Here is a 15452-nt window from a genome sequence, read left to right as displayed (position 1 = left end):
ATCAATCCGCACTCCTTTCAACATCATGACTTTATTATAACGGAGACGTAGCCGCTTTACAAAAGATGCATCGCGTAGGACAGCCAGTTTATGCTATAATAGCTAGAGCTTAAGGAGGGAAATATATCCCATGACAAAATTCAACGAATACAATCTCAAGCCGTTTTTGCTTGAGGCGATCGAACAACTCGGTTTCAAAGAACCGACAGCGATCCAAAAGGAAATGATTCCACAAATCATGAGTGGAAACAGTGCCATTGGCCAGTCCCATACAGGTACAGGCAAGACCCATAGCTTTATCATCCCGATTATTGAGCGTGTCGATGTTTCGAAACAGGAAGTGCAGGCGGTCATCGCTGCACCAACGCGTGAACTCGGCACCCAAATTTTTAAAGAAATCCAGAAACTGATCGGGGACTCCGGCATCGAAGTGAAATCATTTATCGGCGGGACGGATAAACAGCGTTCAATCAATAAGTTGAAAACACAACCCCATATCGTCATCGGAACGCCAGGACGCCTGAAAGATTTGGTCAACGAAAATGCCTTGCTCGTCCATACAGCGAAAGTTCTAGTTGTGGATGAAGCGGATTTGGCATTCGACATGGGCTTTATCGAAGAAATCGACCAAGTCGCAGGGAAAATGCGCGATGACTTGGAAATGTATGTCTTTTCTGCAACGATTCCAGAAAAACTTAAACCGTTTTTGAAGAAATACATGTCATCCCCGGCGCACATCAAAATCGGTGACAAGCGGCCGACAGCTGAAGGGCTGGACTTTTACTTAGTTCCTGTGCGCAGCAAGAAAAAAGTCGAGCGTTTGAAGGAAGTCATGGACATCCTTAATCCGTATCTTGCGATCATTTTCGTCAATACACGCACGAATGCCGATTACATCGCGGAAGAATTGTCGAAAAGCGGCATGCGTGTCGGGAAAATCCATGGTGATCTGGCGCCGCGTGAACGCGTCAAGATGATGAAACAAGTGCGCGATCTTGAGTATCAATACATCGTCGCGACAGACCTTGCCGCACGCGGAATCGACATCCAAGGCGTCAGCCATGTCATCAATTACGAACTGCCGGAAGACCTGGAATTCTTCATTCACCGTGTCGGACGTACTGCACGCGCCGGCTTGAAAGGCGTAGCGATTACGTTATTCAGCCCAGAAGATGAAGATGCGATTGTGCGAATTGAAAAAATGGGCATTCCGTTCCAGCAAAAAGATATCGTCAAAGGCGAGTTTGTTGACATGAAAGAGCGCCATAGCCGCAAAAAGCGTGTGCGCACTGAAGATGCAACGGATGTGAAAGCGAAATCCATGGTCCATAAACCGAAAAGTGTCAAACCGATGTACAAGAAGAAAATGAAATGGAAAATGGACGAAATCAAAAAAGCGGAACGTCGCAAAAACCGCAAAAAGTAAGGGGTTAAAAAATGCTATTAGGATCGCATGTGTCGATGAGCGGCAAGAAAATGCTTCTGGGTGCGAGCGAAGAAGCCGCCACTTACGGCGCCACTACGTTTATGATCTACACCGGTGCACCGCAAAATACGCGCCGAAAACCGATCGAGGAACTCAATATCGAAGCGGGAAGAGCGCATATGGCGGAACATGGACAGTCCAATATCATCGTCCACGCACCTTATATCATTAATATTGCGAACACGACCAAACCTGAAACTTTTGCACTCGGCGTGGAATTTCTGCAAAAGGAAATCGAACGCACTGCAGCGCTCGGAGCTGAACAAATCGTTCTGCACCCCGGTGCACATGTCGGAGCGGGAGTCGAAGCGGGCACACAAAGAATCATTGAAGGTTTGAACGAGGTCCTGTCACAAGATTTCCCGGTCAACATCGCCCTTGAGACGATGGCCGGTAAAGGCAGTGAAGTGGGCAGAAGCTTCGAAGAACTGGCAGCGATCATCAACGGCGTCACGAACAATGAACGCTTGTCGGTGTGCTTTGATACATGCCATGTCCACGACGCTGGTTATGACATCAAAGAAGATTTTGACGGGGTGCTGGCAGAATTCGACCGTATCGTCGGCATCGACCGCCTGCAAGTGCTTCATATCAACGACAGCAAAAACGTGCGCGGAGCAGGCAAAGACCGCCATGAAAACATCGGCTTCGGCGAAATCGGCTTTGATGCACTCAATGGCATCGTTCACCATAAACAGCTGATGCACGTGCCGAAAATATTGGAAACTCCATATGTCGGCCTTGATGCCAAAACCAAAAAGGCGCCATATGCATACGAAATTGAGATGTTCAAACAGGGTATCTTTGCTCCAGCAGCAATTGAAAAAATGAAAATGCCGCTCGAATCTTAACGGCATAGTTTTGAAAACAGCGCCCACGTGGTGCTGTTTTCTTTTTTTGAAAGCGAGTCTGTAAAGCCCAAACGGTTTACAGGCACGCGCAACTGTTCTATACTTTCTATAGTAAATCGTAATCATTATTATTGGAAAAGGGGCGTCCCTATGGCAGCGCCATTAATTGATATAAAAGAAGTCAGCTATGAATATGAACAGACAACAGCACTCGACCATATCTCGATGAGAGTCGAAGAAGGCGATTTTTTGGCGATACTCGGCCCGAATGGCTCAGGAAAGTCGACCTTGCTGAAGATTATGCTCGGACTCATACGGCCATCGGAAGGCAGCGTGGCGTTATTCGGCATCGATTCACGCCAGTTCAAACATCGTGAATGGATCGGCTATGTTTCGCAAAAGTCGAATTCGTTCAATTCGGCTTTTCCTGCGACGGTTCAGGAAGTGGTGGCGGGGGGCTTGGTGAAAAAAACGGGCCTGTTCCACAAAATGCCGAAAAACACAGATGAGCAAGTCGAAGAAGCGCTGGATGCGGTCGGCATGAAGCCGTTTTTAAGCCGCAGCATCAGCGAATTGTCGGGCGGACAGCAGCAGCGTGTATTTATTGCGCGTGCACTTGTCGCCAAGCCGAAAGTACTGATCCTCGACGAGCCGACAGTCGGCATCGACCATCAGAACGTCCAGGCATTTTATGACATGCTCGCCGTTCTCAACCGCGAGCGCAATATTACGCTCGTCCTCGTCACGCATGACGTGGATACGGTGACAGACCGCATCACGCATGTTGCGTGCTTGAACCAGACGATTCATTTCCACGGCTTTAAAGACCAGTTGCATATGATGAGTGATGAAGAGCGTGAAGCGTGGTATGGGCATTCCGTCCGGAAAATCCATCATACGGAAGGAAGCCATACCCATGCTTGAAGCGATTTTGACCTATGAATTCCTTCAGAACGCATTCGCATCAGGCTTGATCATCGGCGTCATCGCACCGTTGCTCGGCGTCTTCATTGTCGTCCGGCGCCTGTCGCTGATCGCCGACGCACTGAGCCATGTGACGCTTGCTGGAATTGCCGGAAGCCTTTATTTAAGCCAAAGCGTCGGGGCACTCGCTTTATTGAATCCGCTGTATCTCGGAATTGCTTCATCCGTCATGGGGTCGATGCTCATCGAACGCTTGCGCAGTGTCTATAAGCATTACGAGGAATTGGCGATTCCGATCATTTTGTCTGCTGGAATCGGCTTTGGTGCCATCTTTATTTCCTTGGCAGAAGGGTTTTCGAGTGATTTATTCGGCTACTTGTTCGGCACGGTGTCAGCCGTCAGCCGCCAGGACCTCTATATTGTCGCGGGAATTGCTGTCATCGTGCTGGCCTTTATCCGCATCTTTTTTAAGGAATTGTTCGTCTTGTCATTCGACGATGAATACGCACGGGCATCCGGTTTGCCGGCAAAATGGATTCATTTCCTGTTTATGATCGTCACCGCACTTGTCATCGCGGGCTCGATGCGCATCGTCGGGATTTTGCTGGTGTCGTCGCTGATGACCATTCCAGTCGCGACAGCGATGCGCCTCGCCAAAAGTTTTAAACAGACCATTTGGCTGTCGATCCTGTTTGGCCAAATCTCGGTCATTACAGGTCTTGTGGCAGCATTCCATTTTGATTTGGCGCCAGGCGGCACGATTGTCGTCACGTCTATTGGTATTTTGATGATCGTTCTTGCTTATCGGAAAATCTCGTTATCCAAGAGAAGGGGGGCATCCGCATGAACTTAGATAAAGCATGGGGTATCCTGAAACAACAAGGATTTAAAGAAACGACAAAACGCAATCAGATTTTGGAAATTTTTTCGATGGATGAACGCTATTTGACAGCGCGGGATATTCTTGACGTTATGCAAAAAGACTACCCGAGCATGAGTTACGATACCGTTTACCGGAATCTCGCGACCTTTGTGTCACTCGATATTTTAGAGGTGACTGAATTGTCGGGTGAAAAGCATTTCCGTATGCATTGCGAGAGCGATCATCACCACCACCATTTTATTTGCATGGATTGCGGAAAGATTAAAGAAGTCCCGCTGTGCCCGATGGATTTGTTGGGTGCAGCGTTGCCGGCTTATGAAATCGACAACCACAAATTCGAAATCTATGGAAAATGCCCGGAATGTAAATAATAAATCATCCAAAAAGGAACCGTCAGCTTATGCTGACGGTTCCTTTTTGGATGATTTATTTTGGGCAAGAAAAAAGAGCGCGAGCCTAGCTCGCGCCCCCCCTTTTACCGCTTCAGCAATTCCTGTTGGATGCCGAACTCTTTTTTCACCCATTGATCGGCTTCGAGCCAATCAAAGACGCGGACGACTTTATTCGGAACCGGCTCGCGATTATACGGGGTGTCGAATAAAATGACCGGAATGTCGAGTTCTTCTGAAATCTCGACAGCGTTATCGTGTTTGTCTTCGAAAAACAAATCGACATTATGTGCTTTTGCGGTGCTGATTTTTTTGTGTGTGCCGATCAATTCGATATGGTCGTAAGAAATGGCGTGTTCTTCAAACCAATCGAATGTGACGTTTCGGACATCAGCTCCGCGGGCTGAGATAAAGTACAATTCGTAACGGTCTTTCCAGTTATTGAGGATCTGCTTGGCATCCTTCGAGATGGGGGAGGATGCGTAAATTTTCGGTTCGTGCTTTTTGAACCAGGAATAGAACTCTTTTTTATCGAGTTGCGGCAAAGCTGCCGTCAAATCATATTCACGGATATCTTCGATGGTCAGTTCACTGCCGAACGCTTCGTTGATATGCGGTATGAGCGATGTCGGACAAGTGACGGTGCCATCGATGTCTATGCCAAAACGGTACATGCAATCACAACCTTATACTTGTTGTTGTTCCAATTCTTTTTGCTTTTTCTCTTCAGCTTGTTTAGCGAAATATTCTTCAGCCAATTTATCGATCTCCATTTTCAATTCATCGACCATTGTTTCTTCAGGCACTTTGCGGACGGTTTTTCCGTGCATAAAGAGCAGTCCTTCACCACGAGCGCCGGCGATGCCGATATCCGCTTCGCGCGCTTCGCCCGGCCCGTTTACCGCACAGCCTAGTACTGCGACTTTCAGCGGAGCTTTAATATGGGAAATATATTCTTCCACTTCATTAGCAATCGTAATCAAGTCGATTTCAATGCGTCCGCAAGTAGGGCAGGAAATGAGAGTCGCGGCGTTGGATGACAAGGCGAAAACTTTCAGCATTTCCCGTGCCACTTTAACTTCTTCCACCGGATCGGCGCTCAAGGAGACGCGCAGTGTGTTGCCGATGCCTTTAGCGAGCAACGCGCCAAGACCGGCTGCACTCTTGACGGTTCCGGAGAACAAAGTGCCGGATTCTGTGATGCCTAAGTGAAGCGGGTAATCGAATGCTTTCGATGCTTTTTCGTAAGCTTCGACAGCTAAGCTGACATCAGATGCTTTCAGCGATACGATGATGTCATGGAAATCAAGGTCTTCCAGGATTTTAATGTGGTGAAGAGCAGATTCGACCATGCCGTCTGCCGTCGGGTAACCGTATTTCTCCAAAATTTTGCGTTCCAGTGAGCCGGCATTGACGCCGATGCGAATTGGTATACCTTTTGCTTTGCAGGCATTGACGACCGCTTCGACTTTTTCGCGGCGCCCGATGTTGCCTGGGTTGATGCGGATTTTATCAGCGCCTTGTTCGATGGCAATCAGCGCCAATTTGTAATCGAAATGGATATCGACGACCAAAGGGATGTTGATGCGTTTTTTGATGTCGCCGATCGCGTATGCTGCGCGCTCGTCTGGACATGCGACGCGGACGACTTGGCATCCGGCTTCTTCGAGGCGGAGAATTTCCGCGACAGTCGCTTCGACGTCATGTGTTTTCGTTGTTGCCATGCTCTGTATGAATAATTCATTGCTGCCGCCAATCGTTATATCGCCGACTTTGACGGGGCGTGTTTTTGAACGGTGAGTCATTTCACTCATGTTAAAAATCTCTCCTTTTTGTGAGTTTCCGATAATCCGGACTGTTCACTCAGCTTCCTTGTGCACGGAACTTACGTGCCATTATAATTCAATTGCCTATAGCCATTTTAGCAGTGTCTGGTTTGAAAAGACAAGAAAGACGGCTGTAGGGGGCTGATTCTTTACATCGCCGCAACATTAGGGCTTATTTTTTTACGGGTGCTGCTTTCGGATAGAAACGGGCTGCACTATATAAAAGGTAAAGCGTCCACAAGCTCGTCACAAGCGAAAACCACAGGCTGCTGCTCCAAAAGCTCAGCACATAAGCGGCAAGCGTCGGAACGGTGACCGCCAGCGCTGCCGTGCGCCACATATGGCGATATTCCCCGCGGCGATTCATCAGCTTTAAGAACCACAAGCCGAATGCAGCGAAAACGCTGATTTTGATGAAATGGTAAAGTGTCGTCGAAACAAACAGAAACACCAGCGCAAACGGGTAGAGGAGCCATTCGATTTCTTCGATGAATTGCAGCAAGCCTTCCAATTCAGAAGAACTTGAACCGATCCCGAGAGTAAACTCTACAAATGACGCCAACGCCAATAATGTAATGAACAAAAAAACAAAACGCATAATACGGCCGATCGGCATAATGCGGACCGCAGCCCGTTTTTTCGGCTCCATGAAGCTTGCGATCAATAATTGGTATAAAGTCACAGCAAATCTTCCTTTCCGGTTGTAGTGTAATCGTATCACGCCAAAATGCGAAAATCCTTTCCTATTGTTACAGGAATGTAAATTTTCGATAAAGGTATTTACATTTACTTAGCAAACTCTTCATAATAGGGGAGGTGTGATTACGTTATATTTAGGAGTTGAATGTGAATCGTGGAAATGAACTGGCAGGAAATATTGTTCTCCTTCGTAGGAGGACTTGGTGTCTTCCTATTCTCAATCAAGTATATGGGGGACGCGCTGCAAAAAGCTGCAGGCGATAAACTGCGAGACATTCTGGACCGTTTTACGACCAATCCGTTTATGGGTGTCCTAGTCGGGATTATCGTAACAATCTTGATTCAATCGAGTACCGGGACAACGGTAATCGTCGTCGGGCTGGTAAGTGCCGGGTTTATGACGCTTAGACAAGCGATCGGCGTCATCATGGGTGCGAATATTGGGACGACCGTTACTGCGTTCATCATCGGTCTGGACGTCGGGGCTTATGCCTTGCCGATCATGGCCATCGGTGCTTTCATGATTTTCTTCTTTAAGAAAAACCAAGTCCAAAATATCGGCCAAGTCATCTTCGGTTTTGGCGGCCTGTTCTTCGGGATGGAAACGATGAGCGGTGCGATGAAACCATTGCGTGATTTACCGGCCTTTATCGATATGACCGTTAATTTGAGTGAATTCCCGATTCTCGGTGTTGCGGTTGGAACGCTTGTTACCTTTATCGTCCAAAGCTCTAGTGGGACAGTCGCGATTTTGCAGGGTCTCTACGGGGAAGGGCTTGTCACTTTGGATGCGGCATTGCCGATTCTGTTCGGTGACAATATCGGAACAACCGTCACAGCTGTACTAGCGGCACTTGGTACGTCTATTGCGGCGCGCCGTGCAGCGGCAGTCCACGTCTTGTTCAACCTTATCGGCTCGATTATCTTCATTATATTGCTCGTACCGTTCACCGCATATGTTGAATGGATCTCCGCCCTACTGGACCTGGAAGCGAGAATGCAGATTGCCTTTGCACACGGAACGTTCAACATCGCAAATACAATCATTCAATTCCCATTGATTGGGGCATGGGCTTACCTTGTCACAAAAATCATTCCGGGTGATGAAGTGCTAGTCGAATTTAAACCGAAGCATTTGGATTTGAATTTCATCGAGCAGTCACCATCGATTGCACTTGGGCAAGCAAAAGAAGAAATCTTGCGCATGGGTAAATACTCTGTCCAAGGTCTCGAAGAAACATATGAATACTTGAAAACAAAAAATAAAAAAAATGCCGAAATGGGCTATCAATTGGAAGATGCCATTAATAATCTGGACAGCAAAATCACCGATTATTTGGTGCTCATTTCAGCTGAATCGATTTCAGCGGCAGATTCAACCCGCCATACGATGCTTATGGAAACCGTCCGCGATATTGAACGCATCGGTGACCATTTCGAAAACATCATCGAATTGATCGATTACCAAGAAACGAATAAAGTGAAATTGACTGCTGAAGCGATGGAAGACTTGGATGAAATGTTCACATTAACCATTGCGACCGTTTCGAAATCCTTGGATGCGCTTGATACGACGAGCCATGAGTTGGCGCGTGAAGTGGCAGAGCAAGAAGATTTGATCGATAAGATGGAACGCAAATTCCGCAAGAAACATATTCTTCGCCTGAACGAAGGCGCATGCTCCGCACAAGCTGGCATCGTCTTCGTCGATATCGTCAGCAACTTGGAGCGGGTCGGCGACCACTCTGTTAATATCGCAGAAGCCATACTCGGCAACCGCGCATAATCAACACTCCCTTTCATCCTTTACATTTTCTGCAATGTAAGGCACGATAAAAGGGAGTTTTTTAATTCGGAAAAGGAGGGCTAGGGATGCTAGAAATTGTCGGCTGGATTTTCATTCTGTTGTTTTTTGCCATCGGGTTCATCGGACTTGTTTACCCGGTCATCCCAGCGTCGCTGTTTATTTTCGGCGGGTTTATCATCTATGGTTTGTTTTTCAGCTTCAACGATTTGCCTTGGTGGTTCTGGCTCATTGAAATTTTATTCGTGCTGTTGTTATTTGGTGCTGACTTTTTGGCGAATGTGATCGGTGTGAAAAAATTCGGAGGTTCCAAAGCGGGGTTATGGGGAAGTACGATCGGGCTTATTTTCGGTCCGTTCATCATTCCATTCGCGGGCATTTTGATCGGTCCGTTTGTTGGTGCAATAATCGCTGAAATGGTGGTCAACCGCTCCTCAATCAAAAATTCCATCCGTTCAGGTGTAGGGTCGGTCATCGGTTTCATCACTTCGGCATTGACGAAAGGGATAATTCAGGCTGTGATGGTCGGCTTGTTCTTCTGGGTGATTTAACCGTCATCTCCGACTAAGGTCTGAAAAGAGCGGGACACTGGTCTTTATGTTTGTATCGGTCTGAAAATTTTGATAGGCTTAGAAAGTAGAACAATAGACTCAAGGAGGAATTTAATCATGGCATACGAATTACCGGAACTACCTTATGCATACGATGCGTTAGAACCACACATCGACAAAGAAACGATGAACATTCACCACACAAAACACCACAACACGTACATCACAAACGTAAACGCTGCTTTGGAAGGTCATGATGATCTGGCTTCTAAATCAATCGAAGAGTTGATCACTGACTTGAACGCAGTGCCTGAAAACATCCGCACAGCTGTCCGCAACAACGGCGGAGGACATGCAAACCACTCATTATTCTGGCAATTGTTGTCACCTAACGGCGGCGGCAACCCACAAGGTGCAGTTGCAGACGCTATCAACAGCAAGTTCGGAAGCTTTGACGAGTTCAAAGAGAAATTCGAAACTGCCGGCAAAACGCGCTTCGGTTCTGGCTGGGCTTGGCTTGTCGTTTCTAACGGCGAACTTGAAGTAACGTCAACACCAAACCAGGATTCTCCACTATCTGAAGGCAAAACGCCGATTCTTGGAGTAGACGTTTGGGAGCATGCGTATTACTTGAAATACCAGAACCGCCGCCCGGATTACTTGGCAGCATTCTGGAATGTAGTGAACTGGGACGAAGTGTCCAAGCGCTACGAAGCCGCTAAATAATTGTTAAATATCGAAACCCGAACACACACTTTTTCGTCTGAAAAAGTGTGTGTTTTTTTATGTCCGGTGCTATACTAGCAATTGGATATTTCTTTGAAAGGAGCAACGTGCTCATGAAAACCCCGCAAAAACGGCGTGTCTCGTTGGCCAAGTCAAAGCTTCAAGCCAATACGACATTTCGGATGAACATTCTGTTTTTTGTCATTTTTTTGTTGTTTTCAATGCTCATACTGCGTCTCGGATATTTGCAGATCGTCAAAGGGGAAGACTATTCCCGCGCTATTGCACGCACTGAAGAAGTGGCGGTCAATACGAGTGTTCCGCGTGGGCGGATTTTTGATGCTGCAGGGCGTCTCCAAGTAGATAACGAGCCGGTCAACAGCATCACCTATACAGCTATGCAGACGACAAAGCGCGACGAAATGCTCGAAGTCGCTACAGAACTTGCAAAACTGATTGAAAAAGATACGGGTAAAGTGACTGTGCGCGATAAGCAAGATTTTTACATACAATTGAATACAGAAAGTGCAACTGAAAAAGTGACGGCTGAGGAACGCGCGGCAATCGATGCTGAAGATATTCCCCAAAATGAAAAGCAGCAAAAATTGGACGCATCGATCCGTGACAAAATCACCGAAGAAGAATTGGAAAGCTTGGAAGGTGAACAGCTGGAAATCTTAGCGATTTACCGCGAAATGACTTCCGGCTATGCGTTATCTCCGCAAATCATCAAAAGTGAAGGGGTCACGCCGGAAGAGTTTGCCCAAGTATCCGAACGCTTGACCGATCCGAAACTGACAGGCGTTAATACAGTTACGGACTGGAAACGGGTGAAGATGACCGATTTGACGATACTCGGCAGTACGACCACACCGGATCAAGGCATACCGGCGAACAGGCTCGATTATTATTTGAGCCGGGACTACTCGCGCAATGACCGTGTCGGCACGAGCTTTTTGGAATTGCAATATGAAGATGTGTTGCAAGGGCAAAAATCCATCGTGAAAAATGTTACGGACGGACGGGGGCGTGTCATCGAAACGATTCCGGTGGAAGACGGGGAGCCCGGAAAAGATTTGGTCTTGACGATCGACAGCGAGCTTCAATATGAACTCGAAAAAATTGTCGAAGACAAATTGCTCGCGTTAAAAGCTGGCCCGAATTCAGCGCTCGTCAAAGACGCTTATTTGGTAATGATGAACCCGCGCACCGGTGAAGTGTTGTCGATGGTCGGCAAGCGCATCGGAGAAGATGAAGACGGCAAGCGTGTCGTCAATGATTACGCCTTCGGCACATTTACCGCTGCTCATGAAATGGGGTCGACCATCAAGGGTGCGACGCTATTGACGGGCTACGCGGAAGATGCAGTAGAAATGGGGGAAGTATTGATCGACGAGCCGTTGAAGTTCGCCGGTACAGCGCAAAAAAATTCGATTTTCAATACGGTATTGTTCAATCGCATCCAAATGAGTGATTTGATGGCAATCGAACGCTCATCGAATGTTTATATGTTCAAAATCGCATTGAAGATAGCCGGCATGGAATATCAATACAATCGTGGCTTGCGCATCGAACCGGGGAGTTTTGAAGTGCTGCGCAACTCATTTGCACAATTCGGTTTAGGATCGGAGACCGGCATTGATTTGCCGAACGAAGGCACCGGCTATCTCGGGGGAACAACTCCGGGAGGGAAACTTCTAGACCTTGCAATCGGCCAGTTTGACACGTATACACCGATGCAATTGGCGCAGTATATTTCAACAATCGCCAATGACGGCTATCGCATGCAGCCGCATGTGGTCAAAGAGATCCGCAAAGCATCCCAGGACGGCACGACGCTCGGTCCTATCGAAACAGTCATCGAACCGAAAATCTTGAACCGCATCAACAACACGCAGGAAGAGATTGACCGTGTCCAAGAAGGGATGCGCAATGTTTACATCGGGGGTTCCGGTTCGGCACGCGCACAATTCGGCGATACGCCTTATACTGCAGCCGGCAAGACCGGAACGGCGGAAGCGTATTTCTACGAACGCGACCATGAACTGCACGGCACAGTGAATGTCAATATCGCCCACGTCGGATTTGCGCCATATGAAAATCCGGAAATCGCCTATGCGGTCGTCATCCCATATGTCACAACCAATCCACGCGAAGTGCCCAAAACCAATAATGAAATTGCCCGTGCTGCAGCTGATAAATATTTCGAGCTGAAGGCAGCTCGTAGCGAAGATGAATCCAATGCTATTAAACCGCCGTTCAGCGGCACTTTAATAGAAGAAGAATGATAATAAAGAACTGATCACCTAAAACCTGACAACGGTTTTAGGTGATCAGTCTTTTTTTACCTCGAATTCGTGTCGTTTACAATTTCTTAACAATGGCTTCACATGTCCTCAACAATGCGTATGTATAGTTGGTCTAGTAAACAACAAACAACAAACCACTTAGGGGGAAACATTAAAATGAGAAACTGGAAATTCGCAATGGCATCAACTATTCTTGGGTCGGCTTTAGTGCTCGGAGCGTGCGGTGGCACGGAAGACGAAACAACAACAGGTGGCGAAGCGGATGAAACTTCTTCTGACGAAGCGGCAGCTGTACAAGGTTCGGTCTCAGGTGACGGTTCCTCAACGGTTGCACCGATTCTAGAAGGCATTGTAGAAGAATACGCGGCAGTACAACCTGATGTCCAAGTGACGGTTGGCGTTTCCGGTACAGGCGGCGGATTCGAAAAATTCGTCAATGGCGAAACAGCTTTCAATAATGCTTCTAGACCAATTGAAGAAGACGAAGCGGCAACTCTAGAAGAAAATGGCATTGAATACTCGGAATTCCTCCTTGCGTATGATGGGCTTTCAGTAGTCGTGAACGAAGAAAACGATTTTGTCGAAGATTTAACTGTTGAAGATCTGAAAAAACTATGGATCGAAGACGGCACGACCAAAACATGGGCAGACATCAACCCGGAATGGCCGGATGAAGAAATCGTCTTCTATGCACCAGGAACAGCTTCCGGGACATATGACTATTTTGATGAAGTCATCCTGGAAGAAGAAGACATCGTTGAATCTGCGACATTGTCTGAAGATGACAACACGCTAGTGCAAGGCATCCAAGGCGATCCAAACGCGATCGGATTCTTCGGCTATGCGTACTATGTGGCCAACCAAGATACCTTGAAAGTCGTGTCGATCGACGGTGTCGAGCCCAATGCTGAAACGATTGAATCCAATGAATATACACCGCTATCACGCCCGCTCTTCGTTTACGCGAACAATGCCGAAATTGCTGACAACGACGCAATGTATGATTTCATGAAATTCACGTTGGAAAACTCCGGAGAAATGGCTGAAGCGGTCGGATACGTTCCCCTTTCTGAGGAAGATTACAATCAAGGTCTAGCAGATCTTGAAGCATTAAGATAAGTCTTTTGCAAGTTCAGTCTTAGGGTGAGCAGCTGCTGCTCGCCTTTTGCGGTTGAAAGGGGATTCCACTATGCGGACATCGGTTCAGGAAATGATTGCAAAATCTAAAGATAAAAAAAGCAAGAAAATCATTGAAAAGCTTATTCCAGTCTTATTGTTTCTGATCGCCTCTGTTTCAGTTTTGACGACGATCGGAATTATATTGACATTAATTATTGAAACCTTGACGTTTTTCACAAGAGTGCCGTTCACTGATTTCATTTTTGGGACAACGTGGCTGCCGTTTTCTAATACAGAAGCCCGATTCGGCATTTGGCCGCTCATTATCGGTACGCTGAAAATAACAGGGATTGCTATAATTGTGGCGGTGCCAATCGGCATATCCGCCGCGATTTACTTGAGCGAATACGCTTCGGACAATGTCCGGCGCGTCGTCAAGCCTGTTCTTGAAGTGTTGGCGGGCATTCCGACTATCGTCTACGGCTTTTTCGCTTTAACATTTGTAACACCTGTCTTGCAAAGCTTTTTCCCTGAAATCAAAATCTTTAATGCGATTTCTCCTGGTATAGTTGTTGGCATCATGATCATTCCGATGATCGCCTCGCTGTCGGAAGACGCCATGTCTTCAGTGCCGAAAAGTATACGCGATGGGGCGTTGGCGATGGGCTCGACGAAATTTGAAGTTGCCTGGAAAATTACGGTGCCGGCAGCATTGTCCGGAATTATCGCCTCGGTTGTCTTGGGCTTGTCTCGTGCCATCGGCGAAACGATGATTGTGTCACTTGCAGCAGGTTCCACTCCGAAATTCGACGGCGACTTTACCGGTTCGATCCAGACGATGACAGCCTATATTGTGCAAGTATCAAAAGGAGATGCCGGCTACGGAACGACAATCTATTATTCCATTTATGCGGTCGGATTCACGTTATTCCTCTTTACGATGGCGATGAATATCCTGGCTGGGTATATGTCAAAACGTTTCCGGGAGGAATATTAAAATGAGATATATTGAACAGGAGAAGGTAGTCCGGCGCATGAACGGTCGGATGATCGTCAACCGGATCTTCCAAGGGCTATTCATGTTTGCGACTGCGCTTGCGCTGCTTGCACTTGTTATATTGCTGTACCGGATCGTCAGCCAGGGAGCGGGGCATTTGTCACTCGATTTTCTGATTAACTTCGCTTCGCGCTTTCCAGCAGAAGCTGGCATTAAAGCGGCGCTGGTCGGGTCAATCTGGCTCATGGCGGTTGTCGCCCCAACGTCGATGATTCTCGGCGTCGGATCAGCGGTTTATTTAGAAGAATACGCCAAAAAAGGGCGCATCACGAGTTTTATCCAAATGAATATTGCCAATTTGGCGGGAGTTCCATCGGTCGTCTTCGGACTTCTCGGGCTAACCATTTTTGTTCGGACATTGGCGCTTGGCAATAGTGTTCTCGCAGCCGGATTTACGATGAGTTTACTCATCTTGCCGGTCATCATCGTCGCCGCGCAAGAAGCAATCCGCTCAGTACCTGGCGAACTGCGGGATGCATCATACGCAATGGGTGCGACAAGATGGCAAACAATCGTGCGCATCATTTTGCCGGCAGCCATTGCTGGAATTCTGACAGGAAGCATTCTCGCTTTGTCCCGGGCGATCGGCGAAACGGCACCACTCATCGTCATCGGCATTCCGGTTATCATCCAGTTTTTGCCAGCAGGCGTCATGGATACGTTTACGGCATTGCCGATGCAGATCTACGACTGGTCGAGCCGTCCGCAAGCTGAGTTCCAAACGGTTGCAGCTGCCGGCATCATCGTCTTGATGGTCGTGCTGCTATTCATGAACTCAGTGGCAGTCTTCATTCGGAACAAATTCGATAAATCCTATTAAAGTGTCAT

General features: G+C 47.5%; 15 protein-coding genes. 12 read left to right on the top strand and 3 right to left on the bottom strand.

Translation table 11 applies throughout. The features are described from left to right. The first annotated feature begins 130 nt into the window (after positions 1–130). The 5 genes from J7E21_RS05865 (at position 131) to J7E21_RS05845 (ending at position 4515) form a co-directional block, all read left to right on the top strand. Positions 131–1426, top strand: coding sequence for a DEAD/DEAH box helicase (locus J7E21_RS05865; protein WP_215105590.1), 1296 nt, complete (start codon positions 131–133; stop codon positions 1424–1426). An 11-nt stretch (positions 1427–1437) separates the two neighbouring features. Continuing rightward, positions 1438–2337: a deoxyribonuclease IV gene (locus tag J7E21_RS05860; protein WP_215105588.1), complete on the top strand. Its 900-nt coding sequence runs from the start codon at positions 1438–1440 to the stop codon at positions 2335–2337. A gap of 150 nt (positions 2338–2487) precedes the next feature. Further along, entirely contained in the window at positions 2488–3261 is a 774-nt protein-coding gene (locus J7E21_RS05855; protein ID WP_215105586.1) for a metal ABC transporter ATP-binding protein, read from the top strand. Continuing rightward, a complete protein-coding gene (locus tag J7E21_RS05850; RefSeq protein ID WP_215105584.1) occupies positions 3254–4108 on the top strand; it encodes a metal ABC transporter permease in 855 nt (284 codons plus the stop codon). Before J7E21_RS05855 ends, J7E21_RS05850 begins: the two co-directional genes overlap by 8 nt. Next, the gene (locus J7E21_RS05845) at positions 4105–4515 is read left to right on the top strand and encodes a Fur family transcriptional regulator (protein ID WP_215105582.1); all 411 of its coding nucleotides are present in this window, start codon (positions 4105–4107) and stop codon (positions 4513–4515) included. Before J7E21_RS05850 ends, J7E21_RS05845 begins: the two co-directional genes overlap by 4 nt. A gap of 104 nt (positions 4516–4619) precedes the next feature. On the opposite strand, the gene J7E21_RS05840 is transcribed toward J7E21_RS05845, so the two are convergent. The 3 genes from J7E21_RS05840 to J7E21_RS05830 form a co-directional block, all read right to left on the bottom strand. Beyond that, positions 4620–5207: a hypothetical protein gene (locus J7E21_RS05840; protein WP_215105580.1), complete on the bottom strand. Its 588-nt coding sequence runs from the start codon at positions 5205–5207 to the stop codon at positions 4620–4622. A gap of 12 nt (positions 5208–5219) precedes the next feature. Continuing rightward, on the bottom strand, positions 5220–6347 hold the full coding sequence (ispG, locus tag J7E21_RS05835; protein ID WP_285228727.1) for a flavodoxin-dependent (E)-4-hydroxy-3-methylbut-2-enyl-diphosphate synthase: 1128 nt from the start codon (positions 6345–6347) through the stop codon (positions 5220–5222). A gap of 184 nt (positions 6348–6531) precedes the next feature. Continuing rightward, on the bottom strand, positions 6532–7041 hold the full coding sequence (locus J7E21_RS05830; protein ID WP_215105578.1) for a DUF1189 family protein: 510 nt from the start codon (positions 7039–7041) through the stop codon (positions 6532–6534). 171 nt (positions 7042–7212) lie between these two features. Here J7E21_RS05830 and J7E21_RS05825 point away from each other — a divergent pair, with 171 nt between their 5' ends. The 7 genes from J7E21_RS05825 (at position 7213) to pstA (ending at position 15444) form a co-directional block, all read left to right on the top strand. Beyond that, positions 7213–8844 carry a Na/Pi cotransporter family protein gene (locus tag J7E21_RS05825; RefSeq protein WP_215105576.1) on the top strand — a complete coding sequence of 544 codons (1632 nt, stop codon included), beginning with the start codon at positions 7213–7215 and terminating at the stop codon, positions 8842–8844. 86 nt (positions 8845–8930) lie between these two features. After that, on the top strand, positions 8931–9413 hold the full coding sequence (locus J7E21_RS05820; RefSeq protein WP_215105574.1) for a DUF456 domain-containing protein: 483 nt from the start codon (positions 8931–8933) through the stop codon (positions 9411–9413). A gap of 117 nt (positions 9414–9530) precedes the next feature. Next, complete coding sequence (locus J7E21_RS05815) at positions 9531–10139, top strand: superoxide dismutase (protein WP_215105572.1); 609 nt, start codon at positions 9531–9533, stop codon at positions 10137–10139. A gap of 113 nt (positions 10140–10252) precedes the next feature. Continuing rightward, positions 10253–12427, top strand: coding sequence for a penicillin-binding transpeptidase domain-containing protein (locus tag J7E21_RS05810; RefSeq protein WP_215105570.1), 2175 nt, complete (start codon positions 10253–10255; stop codon positions 12425–12427). 177 nt (positions 12428–12604) lie between these two features. Continuing rightward, positions 12605–13567, top strand: a complete 963-nt coding sequence (locus J7E21_RS05805) for a PstS family phosphate ABC transporter substrate-binding protein (protein WP_215105567.1) — start codon at positions 12605–12607, stop codon at positions 13565–13567. 70 nt (positions 13568–13637) lie between these two features. Beyond that, positions 13638–14564, top strand: coding sequence for a phosphate ABC transporter permease subunit PstC (pstC, locus tag J7E21_RS05800; protein WP_215105565.1), 927 nt, complete (start codon positions 13638–13640; stop codon positions 14562–14564). A gap of 1 nt (position 14565) precedes the next feature. Further along, positions 14566–15444: a phosphate ABC transporter permease PstA gene (gene pstA, locus J7E21_RS05795; protein WP_215105563.1), complete on the top strand. Its 879-nt coding sequence runs from the start codon at positions 14566–14568 to the stop codon at positions 15442–15444. Positions 15445–15452: the final 8 nt, after the last annotated feature.

It is taken from the genome of Planococcus sp. ISL-109 (assembly GCF_018613655.1).
Taxonomy (GTDB): Bacteria; Bacillota; Bacilli; order Bacillales_A; family Planococcaceae; genus Planococcus.
The sequence above is the reverse complement of the archived record's forward strand: the minus strand, read 5'-3'. Positions and strand labels throughout refer to the sequence as shown.

What these genes read in the sequence shown, in the direction of transcription:
- J7E21_RS05865 (WP_215105590.1), top strand. Translation starts at nt 131, where the DNA reads ATGACAAAATTCAACGAATACAATCTCAAGCCGTTTTTGCTTGAGGCG.
- J7E21_RS05860 (WP_215105588.1), top strand. Translation starts at nt 1,438, where the DNA reads ATGCTATTAGGATCGCATGTGTCGATGAGCGGCAAGAAAATGCTTCTG.
- J7E21_RS05855 (WP_215105586.1), top strand. Translation starts at nt 2,488, where the DNA reads ATGGCAGCGCCATTAATTGATATAAAAGAAGTCAGCTATGAATATGAA.
- J7E21_RS05850 (WP_215105584.1), top strand. Translation starts at nt 3,254, where the DNA reads ATGCTTGAAGCGATTTTGACCTATGAATTCCTTCAGAACGCATTCGCA.
- J7E21_RS05845 (WP_215105582.1), top strand. Translation starts at nt 4,105, where the DNA reads ATGAACTTAGATAAAGCATGGGGTATCCTGAAACAACAAGGATTTAAA.
- J7E21_RS05840 (WP_215105580.1), bottom strand. Translation starts at nt 5,207, where the DNA reads ATGTACCGTTTTGGCATAGACATCGATGGCACCGTCACTTGTCCGACA.
- ispG (WP_285228727.1), bottom strand. Translation starts at nt 6,347, where the DNA reads ATGAGTGAAATGACTCACCGTTCAAAAACACGCCCCGTCAAAGTCGGC.
- J7E21_RS05820 (WP_215105574.1), top strand. Translation starts at nt 8,931, where the DNA reads ATGCTAGAAATTGTCGGCTGGATTTTCATTCTGTTGTTTTTTGCCATC.
- J7E21_RS05815 (WP_215105572.1), top strand. Translation starts at nt 9,531, where the DNA reads ATGGCATACGAATTACCGGAACTACCTTATGCATACGATGCGTTAGAA.
- J7E21_RS05810 (WP_215105570.1), top strand. Translation starts at nt 10,253, where the DNA reads ATGAAAACCCCGCAAAAACGGCGTGTCTCGTTGGCCAAGTCAAAGCTT.
- J7E21_RS05805 (WP_215105567.1), top strand. Translation starts at nt 12,605, where the DNA reads ATGAGAAACTGGAAATTCGCAATGGCATCAACTATTCTTGGGTCGGCT.
- pstC (WP_215105565.1), top strand. Translation starts at nt 13,638, where the DNA reads ATGCGGACATCGGTTCAGGAAATGATTGCAAAATCTAAAGATAAAAAA.
- pstA (WP_215105563.1), top strand. Translation starts at nt 14,566, where the DNA reads ATGAGATATATTGAACAGGAGAAGGTAGTCCGGCGCATGAACGGTCGG.